Source organism: Chryseobacterium sp. GQ58 (genome assembly GCF_059758895.1).
Window position 1 is genome coordinate 699,510 of sequence record NZ_JCAXEH010000001.1, and the last position, 20,987, is coordinate 720,496.

21 protein-coding genes are annotated in these 20,987 nt (G+C 33.6%); 16 read left to right on the forward strand and 5 right to left on the reverse strand.

The genetic code is table 11. The features are described from left to right. Positions 1-48 precede the first annotated feature (48 nt). Positions 49-525 carry a Dps family protein gene (locus AC6CHK_RS03275; RefSeq protein ID WP_498093512.1) on the reverse strand — a complete coding sequence of 159 codons (477 nt, stop codon included), beginning with the start codon at positions 523-525 and terminating at the stop codon, positions 49-51. A gap of 136 nt (positions 526-661) precedes the next feature. Between AC6CHK_RS03275 and AC6CHK_RS03280 the strand changes: the two genes are divergently transcribed. The 6 genes from AC6CHK_RS03280 to AC6CHK_RS03305 all read left to right on the forward strand — a co-directional run bounded on the left by AC6CHK_RS03280 (position 662) and on the right by AC6CHK_RS03305 (position 5,910). Continuing rightward, complete coding sequence (locus AC6CHK_RS03280; protein ID WP_498093514.1) at positions 662-2,032, forward strand: hypothetical protein; 1,371 nt, start codon at positions 662-664, stop codon at positions 2,030-2,032. Between the two features lie 141 nt (positions 2,033-2,173). Next, positions 2,174-2,587, forward strand: a complete 414-nt coding sequence (gene rpsL, locus AC6CHK_RS03285; RefSeq protein WP_031503575.1) for a 30S ribosomal protein S12 — start codon at positions 2,174-2,176, stop codon at positions 2,585-2,587. Positions 2,588-2,609: 22 nt separating this feature from the next. Further along, entirely contained in the window at positions 2,610-3,086 is a 477-nt protein-coding gene (gene rpsG, locus AC6CHK_RS03290; RefSeq protein WP_498093517.1) for a 30S ribosomal protein S7, read from the forward strand. Between the two features lie 6 nt (positions 3,087-3,092). After that, complete coding sequence (gene fusA, locus AC6CHK_RS03295) at positions 3,093-5,210, forward strand: elongation factor G (RefSeq protein WP_498093519.1); 2,118 nt, start codon at positions 3,093-3,095, stop codon at positions 5,208-5,210. Between the two features lie 17 nt (positions 5,211-5,227). Next, positions 5,228-5,533 (forward strand): 30S ribosomal protein S10, encoded by a 306-nt coding sequence (gene rpsJ / locus AC6CHK_RS03300; RefSeq protein WP_002661363.1) that lies wholly within the window; start codon positions 5,228-5,230, stop codon positions 5,531-5,533. Next, the gene (locus AC6CHK_RS03305; RefSeq protein ID WP_498093523.1) at positions 5,530-5,910 is read left to right on the forward strand and encodes a hypothetical protein; all 381 of its coding nucleotides are present in this window, start codon (positions 5,530-5,532) and stop codon (positions 5,908-5,910) included. Before rpsJ ends, AC6CHK_RS03305 begins: the two co-directional genes overlap by 4 nt. A gap of 47 nt (positions 5,911-5,957) precedes the next feature. Here the strand turns inward: AC6CHK_RS03305 and AC6CHK_RS03310 are convergent, their stop codons facing one another. Together AC6CHK_RS03310 and AC6CHK_RS03315 are read right to left on the reverse strand one after the other, a co-directional pair. After that, positions 5,958-6,602, reverse strand: a complete 645-nt coding sequence (locus tag AC6CHK_RS03310) for a hypothetical protein (protein ID WP_498093524.1) — start codon at positions 6,600-6,602, stop codon at positions 5,958-5,960. Between the two features lie 253 nt (positions 6,603-6,855). After that, positions 6,856-7,017 carry a helix-turn-helix domain-containing protein gene (locus tag AC6CHK_RS03315; RefSeq protein ID WP_498093526.1) on the reverse strand — a complete coding sequence of 54 codons (162 nt, stop codon included), beginning with the start codon at positions 7,015-7,017 and terminating at the stop codon, positions 6,856-6,858. Between the two features lie 254 nt (positions 7,018-7,271). Between AC6CHK_RS03315 and AC6CHK_RS03320 the strand changes: the two genes are divergently transcribed. From AC6CHK_RS03320 to AC6CHK_RS03365, 10 genes are all read left to right on the forward strand, one after another. Continuing rightward, entirely contained in the window at positions 7,272-7,463 is a 192-nt protein-coding gene (locus tag AC6CHK_RS03320; RefSeq protein ID WP_498093528.1) for a TIGR04139 family peptide modification target, read from the forward strand. Between the two features lie 49 nt (positions 7,464-7,512). After that, the gene (locus AC6CHK_RS03325) at positions 7,513-8,079 is read left to right on the forward strand and encodes a hypothetical protein (RefSeq protein WP_498093530.1); all 567 of its coding nucleotides are present in this window, start codon (positions 7,513-7,515) and stop codon (positions 8,077-8,079) included. A 53-nt stretch (positions 8,080-8,132) separates the two neighbouring features. Further along, on the forward strand, positions 8,133-8,387 hold the full coding sequence (locus AC6CHK_RS03330; RefSeq protein ID WP_498093531.1) for a hypothetical protein: 255 nt from the start codon (positions 8,133-8,135) through the stop codon (positions 8,385-8,387). Further along, positions 8,384-8,968, forward strand: coding sequence for an MvdC/MvdD family ATP grasp protein (locus AC6CHK_RS03335; RefSeq protein WP_498093533.1), 585 nt, complete (start codon positions 8,384-8,386; stop codon positions 8,966-8,968). Before AC6CHK_RS03330 ends, AC6CHK_RS03335 begins: the two co-directional genes overlap by 4 nt. Positions 8,969-9,005: 37 nt before the next feature. Further along, positions 9,006-9,284: a hypothetical protein gene (locus tag AC6CHK_RS03340; protein ID WP_498093535.1), complete on the forward strand. Its 279-nt coding sequence runs from the start codon at positions 9,006-9,008 to the stop codon at positions 9,282-9,284. A 211-nt stretch (positions 9,285-9,495) separates the two neighbouring features. Beyond that, a complete protein-coding gene (locus AC6CHK_RS03345) occupies positions 9,496-9,810 on the forward strand; it encodes a hypothetical protein (RefSeq protein WP_498093537.1) in 315 nt (104 codons plus the stop codon). Then, positions 9,801-10,580 carry a grasp-with-spasm system SPASM domain peptide maturase gene (gene gwsS, locus AC6CHK_RS03350; RefSeq protein WP_498093875.1) on the forward strand — a complete coding sequence of 260 codons (780 nt, stop codon included), beginning with the start codon at positions 9,801-9,803 and terminating at the stop codon, positions 10,578-10,580. Before AC6CHK_RS03345 ends, gwsS begins: the two co-directional genes overlap by 10 nt. 119 nt (positions 10,581-10,699) lie before the next feature. Further along, the gene (locus tag AC6CHK_RS03355; protein ID WP_498093539.1) at positions 10,700-11,263 is read left to right on the forward strand and encodes a DUF6624 domain-containing protein; all 564 of its coding nucleotides are present in this window, start codon (positions 10,700-10,702) and stop codon (positions 11,261-11,263) included. 224 nt (positions 11,264-11,487) lie between these two features. Then, positions 11,488-12,789, forward strand: coding sequence for a DUF2254 domain-containing protein (locus tag AC6CHK_RS03360; RefSeq protein WP_498093541.1), 1,302 nt, complete (start codon positions 11,488-11,490; stop codon positions 12,787-12,789). A 100-nt stretch (positions 12,790-12,889) separates the two neighbouring features. Further along, a complete protein-coding gene (locus AC6CHK_RS03365) occupies positions 12,890-13,387 on the forward strand; it encodes a low affinity iron permease family protein (protein ID WP_498093543.1) in 498 nt (165 codons plus the stop codon). A gap of 76 nt (positions 13,388-13,463) precedes the next feature. Here AC6CHK_RS03365 and AC6CHK_RS03370 read toward each other — a convergent pair whose 3' ends face one another. Together AC6CHK_RS03370 and AC6CHK_RS03375 are read right to left on the reverse strand one after the other, a co-directional pair. Next, entirely contained in the window at positions 13,464-17,789 is a 4,326-nt protein-coding gene (locus tag AC6CHK_RS03370) for a zinc-dependent metalloprotease (RefSeq protein WP_498093545.1), read from the reverse strand. A 459-nt stretch (positions 17,790-18,248) separates the two neighbouring features. Beyond that, the gene (locus tag AC6CHK_RS03375) at positions 18,249-20,957 is read right to left on the reverse strand and encodes a hypothetical protein (protein WP_498093548.1); all 2,709 of its coding nucleotides are present in this window, start codon (positions 20,955-20,957) and stop codon (positions 18,249-18,251) included. Positions 20,958-20,987: the final 30 nt, after the last annotated feature.

Below are 20,987 nucleotides of genomic sequence, written 5' to 3' on the forward strand. Positions count from 1 at the left end.
AATCGCCTTTTTGAAAGACGATTTTGAAATTTAAGAAAAGTAATTTTGTTATTTACCCAAATACGAATTGTACATCCAGACTTCTTTTTCCTGCTCCGTAATATAGTCGCTCATTTGAGAATTGGTACCTTCGTCACCCGCTTTTTCTGTAATATCCAGAAGTTCTCTTTGCAGATCAATAACTACTTTAAAGGAATTTAGGATAATCTCAACGCTTTTGTTTCCGTCGCTCACTTCCTTGCTTTCTTTTATGGTAGAAACCTGCAGATAATCTGAATAATTGTGCGCAGGTGTAGCTCCTAAAGTCAATATTCTTTCTGCAATTTCGTCAATTTTTAAAACCAAACTGTTGTATAATTCTTCAAATTTTGGATGAAGGGTAAAAAATTGATCACCTTTAATATTCCAGTGCGAACCTCTTGTATTTTGATAAAAAACCGAATAATTGGCTAAAAGGATATTGAGTTTTTGTGAAATGTTTTTACAGTCGGCTTCCTGCAGACCGATAATACTTGCATTTTTCATAAGTCTATTTTTTAATATCTCTAATTGCAGGAAATATTGTGCCGAAAATGTTTTGTCTCGATTGATGATAGCTATTGTTGAAATTTTCAGAATAGTTAAAAAGATAATTCTTAATATTGTGACTTTGATTTTAAAGATGAAAAAATATAAGATTTTAGCTGTAATAGTTGTTGTTATTTATTTTTTACAATCTTTTTTTGTTCCGTATGGCGGAATAGGAGCGGATAGTTTGTCGTATTTTGGCATTGCTGCAGATTTTCCAAATCCTGAAACTAATCTTTTTCCGCTGGGTTTTCCGTTGATGCTGAAAAGTTTTTATTTTTTATTTCAGGATTATTTTTGGTCTTATAAAGGTCTGAATTTATTATTTACGTTAATTATTCTTTTATTTTCTTGGCATAAAAAGTTTTATTTTAGGGAAACGGTTTTGCTTTTTGCAGGAAAAACTTTCTTTTTTGCTTTTACGCAAGCTGCTTCAGAAAGTCCTTTTGTCTTTTTATTTTATTTCCTTATTTATTTTCTTCATCAGCTATTTACAGGTTCGGGTAGTTTTTATAAAAATGTCGTTTTGGCGTCTTTAATGATGATTGCGATGTTTAGCGTGAGATATTCGGGAATTTATATTTATTTAGGAATCATGTTTTTCTTTGCGCTTTGTTTTTTTAAAATAAAAGACAAAAGATTTAAGCATGGGTTTTTACTGTTTTTAGTATTTTCAGGCGTAGGAATCGGAAGCTATTTGTTATTTAATTTCCTGAAATTTAACAGCTTTACAGGCGAAAATTTAAGAGGCTCGCCAGGCGAGATGCTTCCTGTATATATATTGCGTGATCTTTTGGGAATTAGCAACGTTATTGATCCTTTTATCGGCCTGAAGCCTGCTTCAAATAGCTTTGCAAGTTTGACGTTTCAGTTTTTGATCTTAATAATAGACGTATTTATTTTTGTTTATTTACTTAAATTTTACAAAAAAGCAAAAGAAACTTCACTGCATTATTTTCATGTTTTATTGTGGACTGTTGCGGCTGTATATTCTGTTTCTTTATTGGTTTCGGGATGGTTTCAGCAAATTGAGGAAATGAATGTAAGAATGTTGTCGGCGGCTAATTTTTGTCTGTACTTTTCGTTTCTTATTTTATATTTTAAATACCAGAAAAATGACAAACTGATTTGGCGAACAGCATGTTTTTTTCTTGCGTTTCTTACTTTGTACAGCTTGAAAACTCCTGCCAATTATTTGGAAAAAAGAAATCAAGTTAAAGCTCAAATGCCAAAATTTAAGGGTAAAAAATATTTATTTAATAATGAAAGAAACCTGAAAACCTTAACGATTTATCATATTTCCTTAATCGATAAATCCTTTCAATATGAACATACAAATAGCCAAAAAGGTAAGCTTAAAGAAAGTATGGCGGGAAGTGTAAATCCGAAGATAAAATGGCTTAAATATGATACCATTCGCAAAAAATCTGAAGTTTTGTACACGTCTGAACTTACTTTAGACTGAAATTTCCTTTCAATATTATGATTCATCGACTTATTTAGACTTTTAAAACTTTGATAAAAATATTAAAGATTATTTGGTCATAACATCTTGTCAGTTAAAAAATTATTACTATTTTTGCACCTTAAAATAAAAAGCAATTAAATGCCTACTATTCAACAATTAGTTAGAAAAGGAAGAGTCGCACTTACCAAGAAGAGTAAATCGGCTGCACTTGATTCTTGTCCACAAAGACGAGGTGTATGTACGAGAGTATATACTACCACTCCTAAGAAACCTAACTCTGCACTTAGAAAAGTTGCAAGGGTAAGACTTTCAAACGGTAAAGAAGTTAACGCCTACATCCCGGGCGAAGGACATAATCTTCAAGAGCACTCGATAGTATTGGTACGCGGAGGAAGGGTGAAAGACCTACCGGGAGTACGTTATCATATCGTAAGAGGAGCATTGGACACCGCAGGTGTAAATGGAAGAACGCAGAGAAGATCTAAGTACGGAGCTAAGAGACCAAAACCAGGTCAGGCAGCAGCTGCGCCAGCTAAAGGAAAGAAAAAATAATCATTAAATAAGGTACAAGACAATGAGAAAGACAAAAGCAAAAAAAAGACCGTTGTTACCAGATCCAAAATTTAATGATCAATTGGTAACTAGATTTGTAAATAACTTAATGCTAGACGGTAAAAAGTCTATCGCATTCAAAATTTTCTATGATGCATTGGATATCGTAGAAACTAAAAAAGGAGAAACTGAAAAAACTGCCCTTGAAATCTGGAAAGATGCATTGACTAACGTTATGCCTCACGTAGAAGTACGTTCTAGAAGAGTAGGTGGAGCAAACTTCCAGATTCCTATGCCAATCAGAGCTGACAGAAAAATTTCTATGGCAATGAAATGGTTAATCAAATATTCAAAAGCTAGAAATGATAAGTCTATGGCTTTGAAATTGGCTAATGAAGTGGTAGCTGCTTCAAGAGAAGAAGGTGCTGCTTACAAGAAAAAATCTGATACTCACAAAATGGCGGAAGCTAACAAGGCTTTCTCACACTTTAAATTCTAATCTGAAATGAGTAGAGATCTTAAATTTACAAGAAATATTGGTATTGCTGCTCACATTGATGCAGGTAAAACTACCACTACAGAAAGAATTTTATTCTATACAGGGGTAAACCATAAAATTGGAGAAGTGCATGATGGTGCTTCTACAATGGACTGGATGGAGCAGGAAGCTGAAAGAGGTATTACTATTACTTCTGCAGCGACTACTTGTTCTTGGAATTTCCCAACAGACCAAGGGAAACCACTACCTGAAACTAAACCTTATCACTTCAACATCATCGATACGCCGGGACACGTTGACTTCACAGTAGAAGTAAACAGATCTTTGAGAGTATTGGATGGATTGGTATTCTTATTCTCTGCAGTAGATGGAGTAGAGCCTCAGTCTGAAACAAACTGGAGACTTGCTGACAACTATAAAGTTGCAAGAATGGGATTCGTAAACAAAATGGACAGACAAGGTGCTGACTTCCTTAACGTGGTAAACCAGGTTAAGACAATGTTAGGATCAAATGCAGTTCCAATCGTTTTACCAATCGGTGCTGAAGAAGATTTCAAAGGTGTAGTTGATTTAATTAAAAACAGAGCGATCATCTGGGATGAAGCAGGACAAGGAGCAACTTTTGAAGTAGTGCCAATTCCTGAAGACATGAAGGATGAAGTTTTAGAATACAGAGAAAAATTAGTAGAAGCTGTTGCTGACTACGATGAGACTTTGATGGAGAAATTCTTCGAAGATCCGGATTCTATCTCTGAAGAAGAAATCAACGCGGCGCTTAGAAAAGCTACTATTGATTTATCTATTATCCCAATGACTTGTGGTTCTTCATTCAAGAATAAAGGAGTACAGTTTATGTTGGATGCAGTATGTAAATATTTGCCTTCACCATTGGATAAAGATGATATCAAAGGTACTGACCCTAGAACTGACGCTGAAATTACAAGAAAACCAGACGTAAACGAGCCTTTCGCGGCTTTAGCATTTAAGATTGCTACCGATCCTTTCGTAGGAAGATTGGCATTCTTCAGAGCATACTCTGGAAGATTAGATGCAGGTTCTTATATCTTGAACACTCGTTCAGGAGATAAAGAAAGAATCTCTAGAATCTATCAAATGCACGCTAACAAGCAGAATCCTGTAGAATATATTGAAGCAGGAGATATTGGTGCAGCGGTAGGATTCAAATCTATCAAAACTGGTGATACAATGTGTGACGAGAAAAACCCAATCGTTCTTGAATCGATGGTTTTCCCTGATCCGGTAATTGGTATCGCTGTTGAGCCTAAAACTAAAGCTGACCAAGATAAAATGGGTAATGCATTAGCTAAATTGGCTGAAGAAGATCCAACGTTTACGGTTAGAACTGACGAGGCTTCTGGACAAACGATTATCTCTGGTATGGGTGAGCTTCACTTAGATATCATTGTTGACCGTATGAGAAGAGAATTCAAAGTAGAAGTAAACCAAGGTCAGCCTCAGGTAGAATACAAAGAAAATCTTACAAAAGTTGCTCAGCACAGAGAAGTTTACAAAAAACAATCTGGTGGTAAAGGTAAATTTGCTGATATCGTATTTGAACTAGGACCTGCTGAGGAAGGTAAAGTTGGTTTAGAATTCGTTAATGAGATCAAAGGTGGTAACGTTCCTAGAGAATTTGTTCCTGCAATTGAAAAAGGCTTTAAAGCTGCAATGAAGAACGGTCCTTTGGCTGGTTTCGAAGTTGAAGGTATTAAAGTAGTTCTTAAAGACGGATCTTTCCACGCGGTGGATTCTGATGCACTTTCTTTTGAGATGGCTGCAAAATTAGGATTTAAAGAAGCGGGACGTGCTGCTAAGCCAGTAATTATGGAGCCTATTATGAAACTGGAGGTTGTAACTCCGGAAGAATATATGGGTAACATCATTGGTGACCTTAACAAGAGAAGAGGTACAATCAGTGGACAAGAAGAAAAGAACGGTGCCGTTGTGATCAAAGGTTCAGTTCCACTTTCTGAAATGTTTGGATATGTAACAACTCTAAGAACACTTTCATCAGGAAGAGCTACTTCTTCTATGGAATTAGAGAAATATCAAGCTACTCCTCAAAACGTTGCTGAAGATATTATCGCTAAAGCAAAAGGTTAATTTTTTAAATCAAAGAAATGTCACAAAGAATCAGAATAAAATTAAAATCTTACGATTACAACTTGGTAGACAAGTCTGCTGAGAAAATCGTAAAAACGGTAAAGGCTACTGGTGCTGTTGTAAACGGACCAATTCCATTACCTACAAATAAGAGAATCTTCACTGTATTGAGATCTCCACACGTTAACAAAAAAGCTAGAGAGCAGTTCCAATTATCAGCTCACAAGAGATTGATGGATATTTACTCTTCTTCTTCTAAAACTGTGGATGCTCTAATGAAATTAGAACTTCCTTCAGGTGTAGATGTTGAAATCAAAGTGTGATAAATACAATTTGTCATGATTATATAAATCCCTTTTCGAAAGAAGAGGGATTTTTTATTGATCTAATTGGAAAGCAATCTGTCGGTGCCGGAATATTATGTGTGAGCCTCGCAAAAGTTTCTTACCACATTGCAATGCCATCAGTACTTCTCGCAAAAGCATCTTATCGTGACACAAAGTCAGATGTAAGCTTCGCAAAAGCATCTTGCTACAATACAATGCTATATGTATGCCTCGCAAAACGATTTGTATGCTTACAAAAAGAGATGCATATATTGCAAAATAATCTTACCTCGCTGCAATGTCATCTTCCTGAAAAAAAAAATCATCTTCCTGAAAAGAAAGATGTGCTAAGTTTTGAAAAAGTATATTTGTAAAACATTGTTAAAGCTCAAAGTCTTAACAATATTGTGTGTTTTTGCAGCTATTGTGCTGTGAGATCGCTGCTTTTGCTAGAATGATTTTTGCCATGGTCTGAAATTTTTCTTACGATCCGATAGCGATTATACAATTCCTCGTCTTCTTCTTTGAGTGTATACTTCAGCATCAATTGATCAATTTTTTCTAATTCTGCTTCAATTTTTTTGAGATCTTCTTTTATAAATTGAGTAGCATTTTGGGTATTGTCTTTTGCCGTACCTGCATCAAAAGCTTTTGCATCGAAAAGACTGATCTTTGAAAGCAATGAATCTAAATTTTGTGTAGTCAAATATTGGGGGCTGAGAGCGTCTATATTGCTGTTAAGGGAATCAAGAGTGTGAGATGCTTTGGCTTTAAGCTCTACGCCCGTAAGCCTGAGCAGTTTGGATTTTGAAAGCTTGAACTGCTTGGTAAGTGCCGAATTCTTGTCTGAAAAAAATACAGATGCGGAGTTGGAATATACTGCCAGATGCTTTATGAGGTCTTCTCTGTTGTCGTCTTTGATCTTGGTATGGGCGGTGGTATCTGCGGACTGAATTTTCGCATGGTTCTGCAACTGTGAAACGAAGATGCTAAAGTTGCTGATGTGTCCCTGTAAAGGAATGTTTTGGGAAAAGCTGCTCTGTTCGTCTATGAAAAACTGGAGCACGGCTTCTGCCATTTTCTGCTTGTTTTGTTGTTTGTTGGTCATCGGTTTGTGTTTTTTAAGGTTGTGTTCTCTTGTTTTAGATTTTCTATTTCTTTTTTAAGAAGTAAAATATAATCCTGAAGATTTTCTATAATAGAATTTGGAATATTAAAATGTTGACTATAATAATTACCAGAATTATCATTAAAAGTAGAATTATCATTGTGAACTATTCCGGATAGTCCTTCTTCTTTTATCTCCTCAACAGGAACATTTAAAGCGTCTGCAAGCTTTTGCCACTCTTCATCATGTATCTGGTTTCTCCGCGTTCTTTTCGGGAGTAGTTGGAAGGGTCTGTAGATAGTATTTTTGCCATTTTTTCTTGAGAGATTCCTCTTTCTTTTCTTAGGGTTTTTAGCTTTTCCTGAATCATCATTTTATTATGTTTTATACAAATATGCAACAATATGTGCATATTTTGCAAAAAAATTGCATGGTAATCGCATATTTTTTTGACTTCTATGTTTAAATTATTTTTTAGCTTTAAAATATTAAAGTAACAAAAATCTTTGGCTATTTATTTTTTTGTATGTGTACAGTACAAATGTAAATATAAAAATGCTGATCAGCGCTCCCTATGTCAGGGATTATATGGCAAACAAAATTTACTAAATTTAAAAATTTTACAACATGAAAAAATTAACAGGAATGAAGAGTAGTGTCTCTTCTTTAGAAAACAAAAAATTGAAAGATTTAAAGTCTATTACCGGGGGTAATAAAGCAATACCAAGCAATTTTACAAATGAAAATGGAAGTAGAGATACAGATTATTATGACGATAATGGAAACTATTTAAGTAGAGGTTGGTGCTGTAATGGTTAAGAGAAGAGGGCTTTGTCCCTCTTTATTTTTTGAAAATAAAATTTTTAATATGGATAAAAAAAATATTTTTACTCTTTTTTCATTGATTAGCTTAGCTCTTTTTTTGGCAATTTCCTGCAAGAGTAAAGAAACTAATTATATAGCCTATTATAATAAAGTAAATGAAATTGACAGCATTTATCGTATAGCAAATGAGCCACAAAAAGCTGTAAAAAAATACAGGAAATTATTTAGAGAATATGAGCCTAAGAATCAAGAGCGTATTGAAGAATATGAGACTTATATCAAGCTTGCTGAGCAGTATAATATGAACTTTGGTGGAAAAGAAAGCTTATATAAGCTCATTCCTTTAATTGCACCTTATGGTAATAGTTATAAAGAAAACTTGCCTCTTTTTAAAAAATATGGTATTGACAGCATAGAAGCAGAACAAAAGATCGCGGAGTGGAAAAATAGTTTGAATAGAAAATTAATAGATTCTTTTACAGTGGCCATGATTAGAGATCAAGAGGAAAGACCTTCGAATATTTCAATCACCCAAAAAAATGTAGAAAAAAATGCAAAACTTTTGCTATGGACATTTGAAAAATATGGTTTTCCTTCTTTACAAAAATAGGTAATAGAGGTAATAATAATACGTTTTTACCTATGCATACATTTATCACTCATATGAATGAATCTAAAGAATATCCAGAAATAAAAATAAAATTATTAGAATATGTAAAATCTGGAGATTGTCCTCCTATCAGTTATGCAATGATGATTGATAATTACAACTTTATTCATAAGAAGAATACTGTTTATGGATTCGATTTTAGTGATTCAAAAGATACTATTTTAATCAATACAAACCGCAAAGCCATTGGATTGCCAGGACTGAAGCATTATGCAAGGATCAGAAAAGATTTTTTTAAGAAAGAATGATACTTATTATATCCAATAAAAAAGATCAGACTACGATTGAAGTAATAAAGTGGCTTTCCCTAATGGATAAGCAGTTTATCAGGGTACATGAAGATGAAGCTTTTGAAATTAAGACAAAACGTAAAAGAATTTTCATTGAAAGCCAAAGAAACCGATTCTTCGTAGACGAGATTAGCAGCGTTTGGTACAGAAGAGGTGGTATCAGATTTAAGCATTACCAATATGAAAACGATTCTGTTAACGATCATATGAATGAAACACAACACTGGCTTCAGGATTATGTTTTAAAAACATTAGAATCAAAAAAGCATATCAATAAACAAAGTAACAGCCAAATCAATAAGCTTTTAGTCTTAGAAACAGCGATAAAAACAGGCTTGGATGTTCCTGAATATTTTTTGGCAGAAAATACTGATCAGATAATTTTAAATAAGACTATTGTAAAACCTATTGCAGGAAATCCAATACTGGAATCTTTTGAAAAAGATTTTACAGGTGTTATGTACACATCAATAGTAAAAAAGCAAGAGAAGCATAATTTTTTCATTTCGTTTTTTCAGGAAAAGATTGAAAGATTTTGAAATCCGAAGTTTTTACCTGAACGGAAAAATATATTCTATGGCAATTTTTTCGCAAAATGACGAGCAGACTAAAGTAGATTTCAGAAAGTATAATCAGGAAAACCCTAATAGAAATGTACGATACCAACTTCCCAAAGAGATTGAAGAAAAAGCACATGCGCTAATGCTATGTTTAGATCTTAATTGTGGGTCATTAGATTTTATAAAAAATGGAAATAAATATTATTTTCTTGAAGTTAATCCGATAGGACAGTTTGGAAATGTGTCGGCAGATTGTAATTATAATTTAGAAAAAGAAATAGCGGATTATCTGTAAACATTATTGATTTTTTAAAACTAAAATAATTCATGAAAAATAATTTTGAAGAGAAGCATAAACTTCCTCTCACATTCGAATCTATTGAGATTGTTAAAAATAAAAGCAGGAGGAAAACGACTGTAAATGTAGTATTTTATACAAAGTGCGAAAAATATCAAACAGATTTTTATGCAATTGAAAAACCATTTAAAAATCTTGTAAGAATGCTATGAGATATTTTAATTTGTTCAGCAATATTCTTTTGACAAAAGGTGCAAGCAGAGTTCTAATTTCAGATCTTCAAAGGAATGTATCAGAGCTTTACCCTTTAGAATTGTATAATCTTATCGAAGAGTTGAAAATCCAATCTCTTGAAAACATCATCAAAAATTATGATAATGAATCTAAGGAAATCTTTCATGAGTATCTGAATTTTTTGTTGAAAAAAGAATATGGCTTTATTACACAAGACGACTGGGAAAAAACTTTCAACTCCTTGCGTATGAATACCATGATTATAATATTCTTTCAAATATCTTCGTAGAACTAAAAGATATAGCCGTTTTAAATAAAATAAGAGAGTCTATAGAAAATATGGAGATAAAGCATTTGGTTATTTATTCTAAAAAATATCTTTCTCTTGATGAGTTTTTAGAAATTGATGATAAATTCAAAAATTCTCCATTAGAAGGGATTGAAATTTTGTCGCCGTTTCACCGTGTTATTGATGAGAGTTTCGCTCAAAACCTTAATAATAATACGTCAAGAATATATAATTTAGTTTTTTACGCTTGTGAGCAAATTCCTTTTGAGATAAAAGATGAATATAGATTTACTATGCATTTTTCTGGGCAGGAATTAAAAATATCCTCTTGTGGAAAAGTAAACATTGATTATTTCAATACTAATCTTCCAAAAGTTCTAGAAGCAATCAATCACAACTCTTGTCTTCACAAAAAAATATCTATTGATGTAGATGGAAATATCAAAAACTGTCCGGCAATGTCACAAAGCTTCGGCAATATAAAAGATACAACTTTAGAACAAGCCTTAAATCACAAAGACTTTAAAAAATATTGGAATCTCACCAAAGACGAAGTAGAAACCTGTAAAGACTGCGAATTTCGTTATATCTGCACAGATTGCAGAGCTTACACAGAAAGAACCCATAAAAATGAAGCAGGCTTGGACACTTCTAAACCTTTAAAATGCGGTTACAATCCGTATACAACAAAGTGGGAAGAATGGAGCACAAATCCGTTAAAACAAAAAACGATTGAATATTACGGGATGCAGGAGGAGCTTAAACACTAATATACTTCTAAACTTGATTATACAGACTCAACTTGGAATGTAAAAGTAATCCTAATATTTTTGAACTTTATACAGCAAAATTATATAAGCAGCTTATTTATTTAATTTAAAAAATCATTATGCAAGCGAAATTAAATAATGTAATAATAATTTTTATTTTCTGTTTTTTCGGGTGTAAAAAAACAGAAAGTTATACACAAGTAAAAGAAACGTTAGAAAAAGTATTAGATGACGATCAAAAATTTAGACAATCAAACCATGATAATCCAAGACAAGACTCTTTGGACAATAAAAACATTGAGATTGTAACAAAAATTATTGATAGTCTAGGCTGGCTGGGGAAAGATAAAATTGGGGAAAAAGCAAACACAGCTTTGTTTGCTGTTATCCAGCACGCCGATAAGCTTTCAACAATGGAAAAATATTTGCCTATTATGAAAGAAGCTGCTAAAAAAGGAAATGTTGATAAAGGGCAGTTGGCTTATCTCATTGATAGGGTTGAACTACTGAATAATAGGGAGCAAATATATGGGACGCAATATTCAACAAAAGAAAACGGAAAGGTTTTTATAGAAAAGCTTATTGATTCTTCAAATGTAAATTATAGGAGAAAATCTATGGGTTTGGGCTCTATTGAAAATTATATTAAAGAAAATGATTCATTAAACTCAATAAATAAATAGAAGAAATTTATAGAAAATGATAGTTATTTACGCAGAAAATAATGATATTACTGCAAATATAGTAATGGATTTTTGACCATTAATTTTAATGGCTCTACATGGGAAAAAGTAAATGCATGCCGGTTTGATCCCTACACAAATGAATGGAAGACTGAATGAAAAGATTATGACCCACTTTATCAATAAGTTATACTAAATTATTTCTTTTTTAGTATATTCATTTTATGAAAAAACTGCTATTCTTTTGGAGCGAGCTAAAATCAACGTTTTGGTTTATTCCTGTGATTATTATTATTGGTGCGATACTTTTTGCAATACTTAATTTAAGTATTGACGGGAATTTGGCGCTTAAAAATGAAGGACTCGAAAAATTCTTTTTTATCGGAAGTTCAGACTCTGCCAGAAGTGTACTTTCTACAATATCCGGAGCGATGATAGGCGTTGCAGGAACTGTTTTTTCTGTAACTTTGGTTGCATTAACGTTGGCTTCCTCACAATTCGGGCCTCGATTGATTAAAAATTTTATGTATGTGCGCTTAAACCAAGTGGTTTTGGGAACGTATATTTCAACATACATTTATTGCCTTATCGTTTTAAATACAATAAAAGATACTGAAGATTATAAATTTATTCCTTCTTTGTCAATTTTGTTCGCTATTCTTTTTGCGGTAATGAACATTGTGCTGCTTATCATATTTATTCATCGGATTGCAATAAGTATTCAGGCAGATCATGTCATTTCAGAAATTTCTGCTTCTATTGGAAAAGAGATCAAAAAGCTATTTCCTGAAACTTTAGATCAGGAATCAGAATCTATTATCGATCCAGATATAGAGAAAGAAATAGCAGTTTATCAAAATAAAACATCAATTTCTGCCACAAAATATGGTTATGTAAAATATATAGATATTGATGGTTTACTAAGATTGGCAACTGAAAGTAAAAGTCTGCTAAAGCTAAATTACAGACCCGGAAGTTATATTGTAAAAGGAATTGATTTAGCGACTTTATATTATAATGATATTGAAGATAATATTGTTGATGAAATGCAGAACCAATTTATAGTGGGAAGTTCCAGAACGTCAAATCAGCATATCGAGCTGTCTATTCATCAGATGGTAGAAATTGCGGTAAGAGCATTGTCTCCCGGAGTGAATGATCCTTATACTGCCATTTCCTGCATAGATAATCTTACTTCTACGCTCTGTTATCTGGCAACAAAAAAGTTTCCGCCAAATTATCGTTTTGATGACGAACATACTCTGCGTCTGATTACCAATTCATACGATTTCGAACTCCTTACCGATATTGCATTCAACCAGATCAGATTATATTCTTCAGGAAATACGGCTGTTATCATCAAATTAATGGATGCGTTGGTACTTATGTACAAAATGGTAAAAACCCACGCATATAAAGATGTCGTAAAGAAGCACGCCAGAAAAGTATTGAATGTAGGTGAAAACTGCATAAATGATAAAGAAGATTTAGAAATTTTAAAATCAAAATCTAAAGAAATTTTATGATTGTTTATACAGCTTGATGAAATTTGCCTTCCTAATAATTAAGTATAAATTGAAATCTGCTTCTTCGGCGGAGTTTTTGCTGATTTTATCGAAAAAGAAGATGGCAAAGTTAAAAAAAGGCTTTTTTGAAAGGTTTTCAAACTGGGCAACAAAATTTACCGGCAGCTCTTTTGCTTTTATAGGTGCTGTTGCAATTGTAATAATCTGGGCTGGTTCCGGCCCTTTTTTCAAATATTCGGAAACCTGGCAATTGGTGATCAATACAGGAACTACAATTATTACTTTTTTAATGGTTTTTTTGATTCAGAAAGCACAGAATAAAGATTCAAAAGCCATTCAGATAAAATTGAATGAACTAATCGCAGCCCACGAAAAAGCAAGTAACAGAATTGTAGATATCGAAGATCTTACAGAAAAAGAACTGGATCATCTGCATTTTTATTATGAAAAGCTGGCTGATTTCGCCGAAGAAGATATTGATATCCATTCATCGCATTCTATAGATGCAGCACAACGTAATCAAGATTATAAATTCGCATCTTTTAAAAGAAAATACGACGAATGGCTGCAAAAACAACAAAAAAAGGAATCAAATTGATTCCTTTCTTATTTAAATTATTTGACGATTAAACTTATTGAAGTTACATTCGAATTTTCTTAAATCTTTTCAAGTATTATTTCTTAATAAATTTCTTTGTCAAGATTTCTTTTCCATTAGCGTCTGCATACACAATTAGATATGTTCCGGATACTAAATCCTGAACAGGAATTGTAATCCGATTGTTGTTCAAGCTTAATTGTTTTTTCAGTTGTCCTGATAATGAATAAATAGAAATTTTCGAATCTTTTGTTATAATTGTATTCATCACTTCAACAGTCATCAGCGTACTTACAGGATTAGGGTAAAGAAGCATTTCCGGGTTTTTCTCAACATTCATTCGACTATTGTCTGGCTGAATATTTTTATTCACCAATTCAGAACAATTTCTGAATACATTTATGGTGCTTTCGGAGCTATTTCCCGACTGATCCGTAGCTGTAATTGTTACCAAAGTTTTATCACTTTGCATTGGAGTTCCGCTTTGCGGACTTTGAGTTAATACAACTTCGCATTGATCTTCAGTCACAATATTACTTCCCAATAAATCAGGGACAACTTCGCTACAATTGATATCAACACCTTTTTGGTCACATTCGGCTTTGTTTGCTTTTGCCCAAATTGTAAATCGTGTTGTATCGGAAATTTCTCCGGCGTTATTGCTTTCTCTTTGATAATTGACATTCGGTACCCAATGGAAGCCATTCACATTTCCGCACATATGAATGATACTTGTATGAAGCTCGCTCAAAGGAGAGTTACATGTAATAGAGCTGAAATAATTGCTGCCTGTTCCCAACAGAGATTTTGCAATACTTAAGTCAGAAGTGCTTGCAACAAGCGTTTTGTTTGCTCTTAATCGGGATAACAATGTTGTATTGTTGGATACTACATTTATTTTTCCTGATGAAGATTTTATTCTGATTTGCACTGCATCTGTAAGTGTTGCCAGAACATTCGGTGACAAAACTCCTCTCGTGTCAGCAGAAAAATTCTGTAATTTTGGAAGGTTTCCAATTCCGTTCCCGTAATCCTGCGCTACAAGAATTTCTCCGACATTGTTTACAATTGAGCTGAAAAGCTGACCGTTTATGTTTAAAAAATAAACTCCTTCTTTTGTTATTTCTGCTGCTTGTTTTAAGTTTACAAACGGATCATTTGCGGTGCCTTTTGGACGAAGACTTGGGTCACAGGTAAGAATAAGACCCTCGCTCACAGATTTTATAACAGGAGCCTGATCATCAGTTTTTATATTAACACTTTTTTGAGAACTGTTTCCTTCCTGATCGGTAACAGTGATTATCACCTGTCCTGTTCCTGAAAAGTTAGTTCCAGCCGTTGGAGATTGAGTGATTATCAATTGGTTTTTACTTGTACAGTTATCTTGAGCAATAACATTATTTCCGGTTAAATCTGGGATTATCCCGTTGCATAACAAAACAGCTTCTCCATTAAAACAATCTGTATTGCTAATGTTCGGTTTCACCCACATCGTAAAGCTTGTAGTATCGGATACTTCTCCAAGACTAGCTAATTCCCGTTGATAATTATCTTGAGGAAACCACAGATAAGTATTTATATTTCCACACATATGAATAATCTTGGCATTGAGAGATACAATAGTAGAAGGACATGTAGCTGCAGCAAAGTTGGCAGATCCTACCCCTGTGAATGATGATAGAAGACTGTTATCACCTGATCCTGCTAACAATGTTTGGTTTGATTTTAATCTGGATAATATAGTTGCATTAGTTGAAATCACATCTACTTTCCCTGAAGAAGATTTGAGTCTCACTTGTGAAACATCTGCAAGTGTAGCCAAAACCTCAGGAGGGAAAATTCCTCTGGTGCCAGCCGAAATATTAGATAATTGCGGAATATTTCCTGTGCCATTTCCATAATCCTGTGCAACAAGGATTTCTCCATTGCTGTTGACTATTGAACTGAAAGCTGTACCATTTAGATTAAAATAATAAACGCCTTCTGAAGTTACTCTTCTTGCCTGTTTCAAGCTTATAAAAGGATCATTTGCAGTGCCTCTAGGTTCAAGGCTTGGGTCACAAACGAGCGCTAAACCATTGATTACAGAATCAATTACAGGAGCCTGATTGTCTTTTATTACGGTAAAACTTACGTTGGTGCTGTTCCCGCTTGGGTCAGAAATGGTAATTACAACTTCTGTAGGATTTGTAAAGCTGGTTCCTGCAGCCGGAGTTTGTGTGATTGTAAGCTGATCTTTACTTGCACAATTATCTCCAACGATAAGATTGTCTCCGGTAAAATCCGGGATTATATTATCACATAATAAAACAGTCGTTTTATGAAGACAGTCACCGGATTTTGGTTTAGCTTTTACCCACAAATTAAAACTTGTAGTAGCAGAAACCTGTCCTGCAGCATAGTTTTCACGAACTAGATTTTGACTAGGTATCCATGTAAATCCGTTGGTATCTCCACACATATGAACTAACTTTTCAGCTAATGTGTATTTTGTTGTATTGTAACATGTAATTTTATTGAAAGATGTTCCAGGATGTCCTAAAGTGAAACTTAAAAGTATCCCAAGATCTTCTATGCTTGAAACTAACGCTCTGTTTTCTGTAATTCTCTTCAATGCATTAGAATCATTTGAACTGATAAGATCCACATTTCCTGTAGATGTATTCAATCTAATTTGATTGGCTTGAGTTAATGAAGCCAAAATATTTGGATTGAGTATTCCTCTTTGAGAGTTATTTAATGCAGATGTTGCAGGTAAAGTCCCGATGCCGTTTCCAAAATCAACGGCAACAAGTATGTCTCCATCGGTATTAACAAAAGAACTGAAGGTCTGTCCATTTATATTAAAATGATAAACTCCTGCATTCTGCACATAAGCCGTTTGATTTAAGTGGATGAACGGTTTTGCGACGCTTCCATCCGGATGTCCGTTGTCATCACAAACCGCTTGTAATCCGTTGGTGAAACTTTCAATTACAGGTGCAATAGAATCATTTTCACAAGGGCAAATATTTTCACAAGAGCCACCACAATCAATTCCTGCTTCATTTCCGTTTTTAATTCCATCATAGCATGATTGCGAACAGCTGGAAAGGCAGGCAGCATTTGCAACTCTGCTTCTGATAAGGTTACCCGGCTGAGGACCGAAGCCATTGGCAAAGTTTATTCCCACATTCTGAGTATGGCAATAACTCATAATAGTGCCTCCTGCTGCTGGGATACCTGGTTTAATACAATTTCCTTCCACACTTTTACAGCCATCAATAGCAGTATTATTACCATTCCAAACACAAGCATGAGTGTGGCGAGATCCTAATAGATGTCCCATTTCATGCGTAATTACCATTACCGACCATGAATAATTGGGGACCCCTTTAAAGGATGAATCGATTTTGCTAAAGCATTTGCTATTATCAGGATTGCTGTTACAAAGACCGTTAAAAGCTTCAGAGGCATATCCTCCACTTGCTCTGTATGAAACCAAATGTGCCAAATGTGCATTAAAATGACCGGTATGGCTTTGGTAGCTTTGCAACATTTCAAAAGCGTCGTTGGTTGTATTGCTTGCATTGTAAGTATAAGACGAAGCGGTTGTCCAAACATGAACTTCCTTTAATGACATTGTAATTCCTTCGTTTTCGTAAAGAATAAATGACTGATTAAACAAAGCCGCAATATAATCGACAGAACCTTTTAAGCCTTTATCCAAATAAATATCATGGTCAACTTCAACCCGTAAATCAATGCATCGGGTTGCAGATCTGCTATGCGAAACTGTCTCTTTTGCTGCTTCAGGAAATGACTCCAAAGAATCATTGCTTGTTGAGCCACATTCAAATTCAAAGTTTGTTTCAAGATCACTTTCTTCATACACCATATGTAAAAGCTGCTCATCACCATATTTTCCTACAACATAGCTTTCGCCATTGGCTGTTACTTGGCCAATAACATTATCATCAAAAAAGCTGAAGGCAACAATAGAATTCTGATCACCTTCTACAATTCCTTTATAATGGACGGCTTTCTGATAAGCAAGCTTTTTGCCGGAAGCCCCATCTATAACCTGAAAATTGTCTTTAGCTATTTTGTTTTCTATTAACGTTACTTCAATATTTTCGCTGTCATTAATTGGAACTTGCATTGTAAATGCTGATGGACGTTTTTTAATAACTTCGCCTAGGCCTGTTTTATTTATTCCTACAAAATGATTTTTTCGCAGTTCTTTAGGCTTCGCTTTTTTTGATTTATCTGTTTTGAGCTTTTCAAAAATATTAATAGGAACAGTTTTCCCTCTGCTTTTTAAAGTCTGATTCTGAACTTTTTGATAAAGAATGCTTTGTCCGTTCAGCATATTTGCAATAAATAGAATTATTACAAAAAGAAATAATTTTTTAAAATTCATAGATTTGGCGTTTTTGTGTATTAATATTTTAGTTACATGACGGTAATATTTGAGTTTTTAAATGTTGTTTAGTTTAATATGTTCAAAAAAATCACAAAATATTGAGTTTATATTGTATTTTATTTTATGTATTTTTGAATATGGCAACTAATATACTATTTTTTATGTTCTGAAAAATAAAAAATAAAAATTATTATAAGAATAAGTTGAGAAACAAGAAAATACTATATTAAAAAGTTTAATATATTGTCGATATATAAAGTATTTATATCGTTTTTAAAGAATTTGTGTAACGGAGTTCTTGAGAATGAAAACTAGCTTATAAAAAATATTTCGAGTAATATTTGTCCCCTTTTTGAAAAGGAACTGAATAAATTACACTTAAAACAGTTTGATTTAATTCTAATAATTGTTCAGAATGAAACAAAAAAAGGAATCTAAATGATTCCTTTTTATTAACTATTTCTTCATAAAATAAACAAAATACGAACAGCTTCCCAATAAATCCTTTGCTGTTTCTGTATCCGAATATTGTGTTTTCAGTAAAGCAAAATAGGTTCTGTATTTTTGATTTTTAATGTCGTTCAGTTGTTTTTGATGAGCATCATTTTTCTCAGACCATTTTGGATCGGAATAATCTGTGTTTGCCTGATTTTTGGCTTCGTATTGATAATATTTGCCTTGTTCGGCGCTTGCCATTTGGAAAAGAACTCTTGCTTTATGCTCTTTGTTGGTAGAAATGTTGAGCGCTTTTTTATAATAATTTAATGCTAAATCAAAATTGTCCGGCTCAATGTAAGTTGTATAAGTGAAATTCTTGTAATAATATTGATAAGGTGTTTTTTTATCTGTACTCCAAAAATCATATTTTCCGCCGTTGCTGTTGTCAACATCCATCACAAACAATTCTCTGTAATATCCTAAAATCGAAGTATTATAAAGTAAATTACCAATAAGCTGATTCGCCAGACCCGCTTTTTGATCTTTACCGTTTCCTGTTTTTTTAAGCTGAATTAATGCATCCGCCAATTCAAGTTTGTCCATTTTTGGTTTGATGAACGGAAAAGCAGAATAATCTTCAGCTTTCATGCTTTTCGAATCTGCACTTTGAAAGCTTTCCCAAACATTATGACCAAAAACAAAGCTCGAAACATTTTTGAAACCATCATAATTTTCACCATTATAAACCAGTTTTTCGTATTCACCTGTTTTAGGATTGTAGGTTTCATAATTGTCTCTTGGAATTCCGGAGAAATTTTGAGCTTTTTGATAATAAGATTTAGCTTTATCAAAATCTGCAAGTCTCATGGCGCGATCACCATAAATTAAGTTGAAAAAAGCGTCAATATTTCCAACTTCATCCATATTTTTTGCGATGATCTGCTGTTCAAACTTTGTTTTGTCCGGCTTTCTGTAAAAATCTTCAACACTTTTCACCAATGCCGAATTCGGGTTGTACTGAAGATCCGACAATTTATTATTCATAAGGAAAGACTTTCCGTCTTCACCCTGCAAAAAATAACGGTTTGCCAAAACATCTTTTAGGAAAGAAGCCGTTGAAGGCACGGAACCATAATAATCATAACCGACCTCTTGCGTGCTGTCTTGCTCAATCTTTTTCTCAACAAAATATTCTGCATAATCTTTCATTAAATGATCTTCGTATTCCGCTGTGATTTTAGGTTGCGAAACGATGTCATTCAAAACTTTCATTCTCTTGATTTCTTCAAGATATTCAGGATTTTCGGTTTTAATATCTTCTAAAATTTCTGTGCTTGCTTTGTAATCTTTTTTCAGAAATTTAAGATAAGCGTCTGCAATTTGCCAATATTCATCTGTCGATTTTTCTTTGGTTTTATTTGTAAATTTTTCAAGTTCATCAAGGAAATCTTTCTGCTTTTCATCTTCAGACCAATAATAACTTTGGTTTTTTGTGTAAAACGGAATCCTGTTTGGGTTTTCCAGCAAATCATCATCGCTTTGGTCGGTTTTATTTCCGTCTTTAGCTTTATCAGATTTTGAACCGAAGAGATTCTTGAAAAACAAAACAATCTTTTGCCAAAAACTCAATTCTTTTGGTTTTGCTTCTTTTGTTTCTACAGTATTTGAAACAGATTTTTTTTGATCGGAATTATCTGTGTTTTTTGTTTCGTAATAATAAGTCGGAAGGTAACTTCTTTCCAGCTCGTTGATGCTTCTTGCGGCGAGAACTTTTAAGATTTCCGAGTTGGGATCAATGTCATACATTTTTTCCATGATCGGAATAGGATTAGTGAAATCTTCATATCCCAAAAGAAAATACGCCATATTTTTCTCGTCATTGGTTCCGGCTCTTTTCAGAATATTATTAAAAGATGCCGTGTCTGAAAGTTTCATGGAAACAAAAGCGCCTTCTTTTCGGCTTTTGCTGTTTTTAAAAACCTGAAAAAAATTCCAGTTGGCGTCGCTTCCCATTTGCAAACCTCGTTGTGCGCCGGCAAGCTGGTCAAGCGCCATGTAATAAGCAGCGCCCTTCAATGAAATCGGCTGAACATAAGTTTTGAAAGCCTGAAGTGCGGTGTCGTAATTTCTTGTATAATGATTGAAACGGACAAGCTGAAAACCGTAACGTTGCTTGATTTCCGGGTTTTTTGCGGCGTTGTATAAAGATTTTAATGCCGAAACTGTTTTATTATAATCTAAATTTGTTGCGTTTTTATCACTTTCATTTTCTCTGTAATAGAAAGAATCCGAACTTTCAACATAATTGATTTTCATGTAAGGTTCGAGATATTTAGCCTCAATTAAATAATCTATTCCTTCGCGGTATTTTTGATAAAATCCGGAACCGAGCTTTTTGAGCAGCTGGTTGTTTGGATTTCCTTTTTTCAGATCATTAAGTTCATTCAAAGAAATTTTATTGACTAGATAATCTGTTTCCGAATACGTCAATTGATTATTGAAGAATTTGTGCCACGATTCTATATTTTCATCAGGAATCTGCGATCTTTTAAAATCTGTATAAAACCTCGTCGAATAGCTGTGAAGAAAAGGCAAATAAGATTTATCTTTTACAATGCTCTGCGTAAAAAGGTTGAAGTAATCGTAATCGGGATCCGCCCACGCGCAGGCTTCCGATTTTGTATAAAAAAGCGATGCAACCGCCAATGAGAGAATGTACTTTTTCATATGATATTTTGGTGTTTTGAACTATTTGTC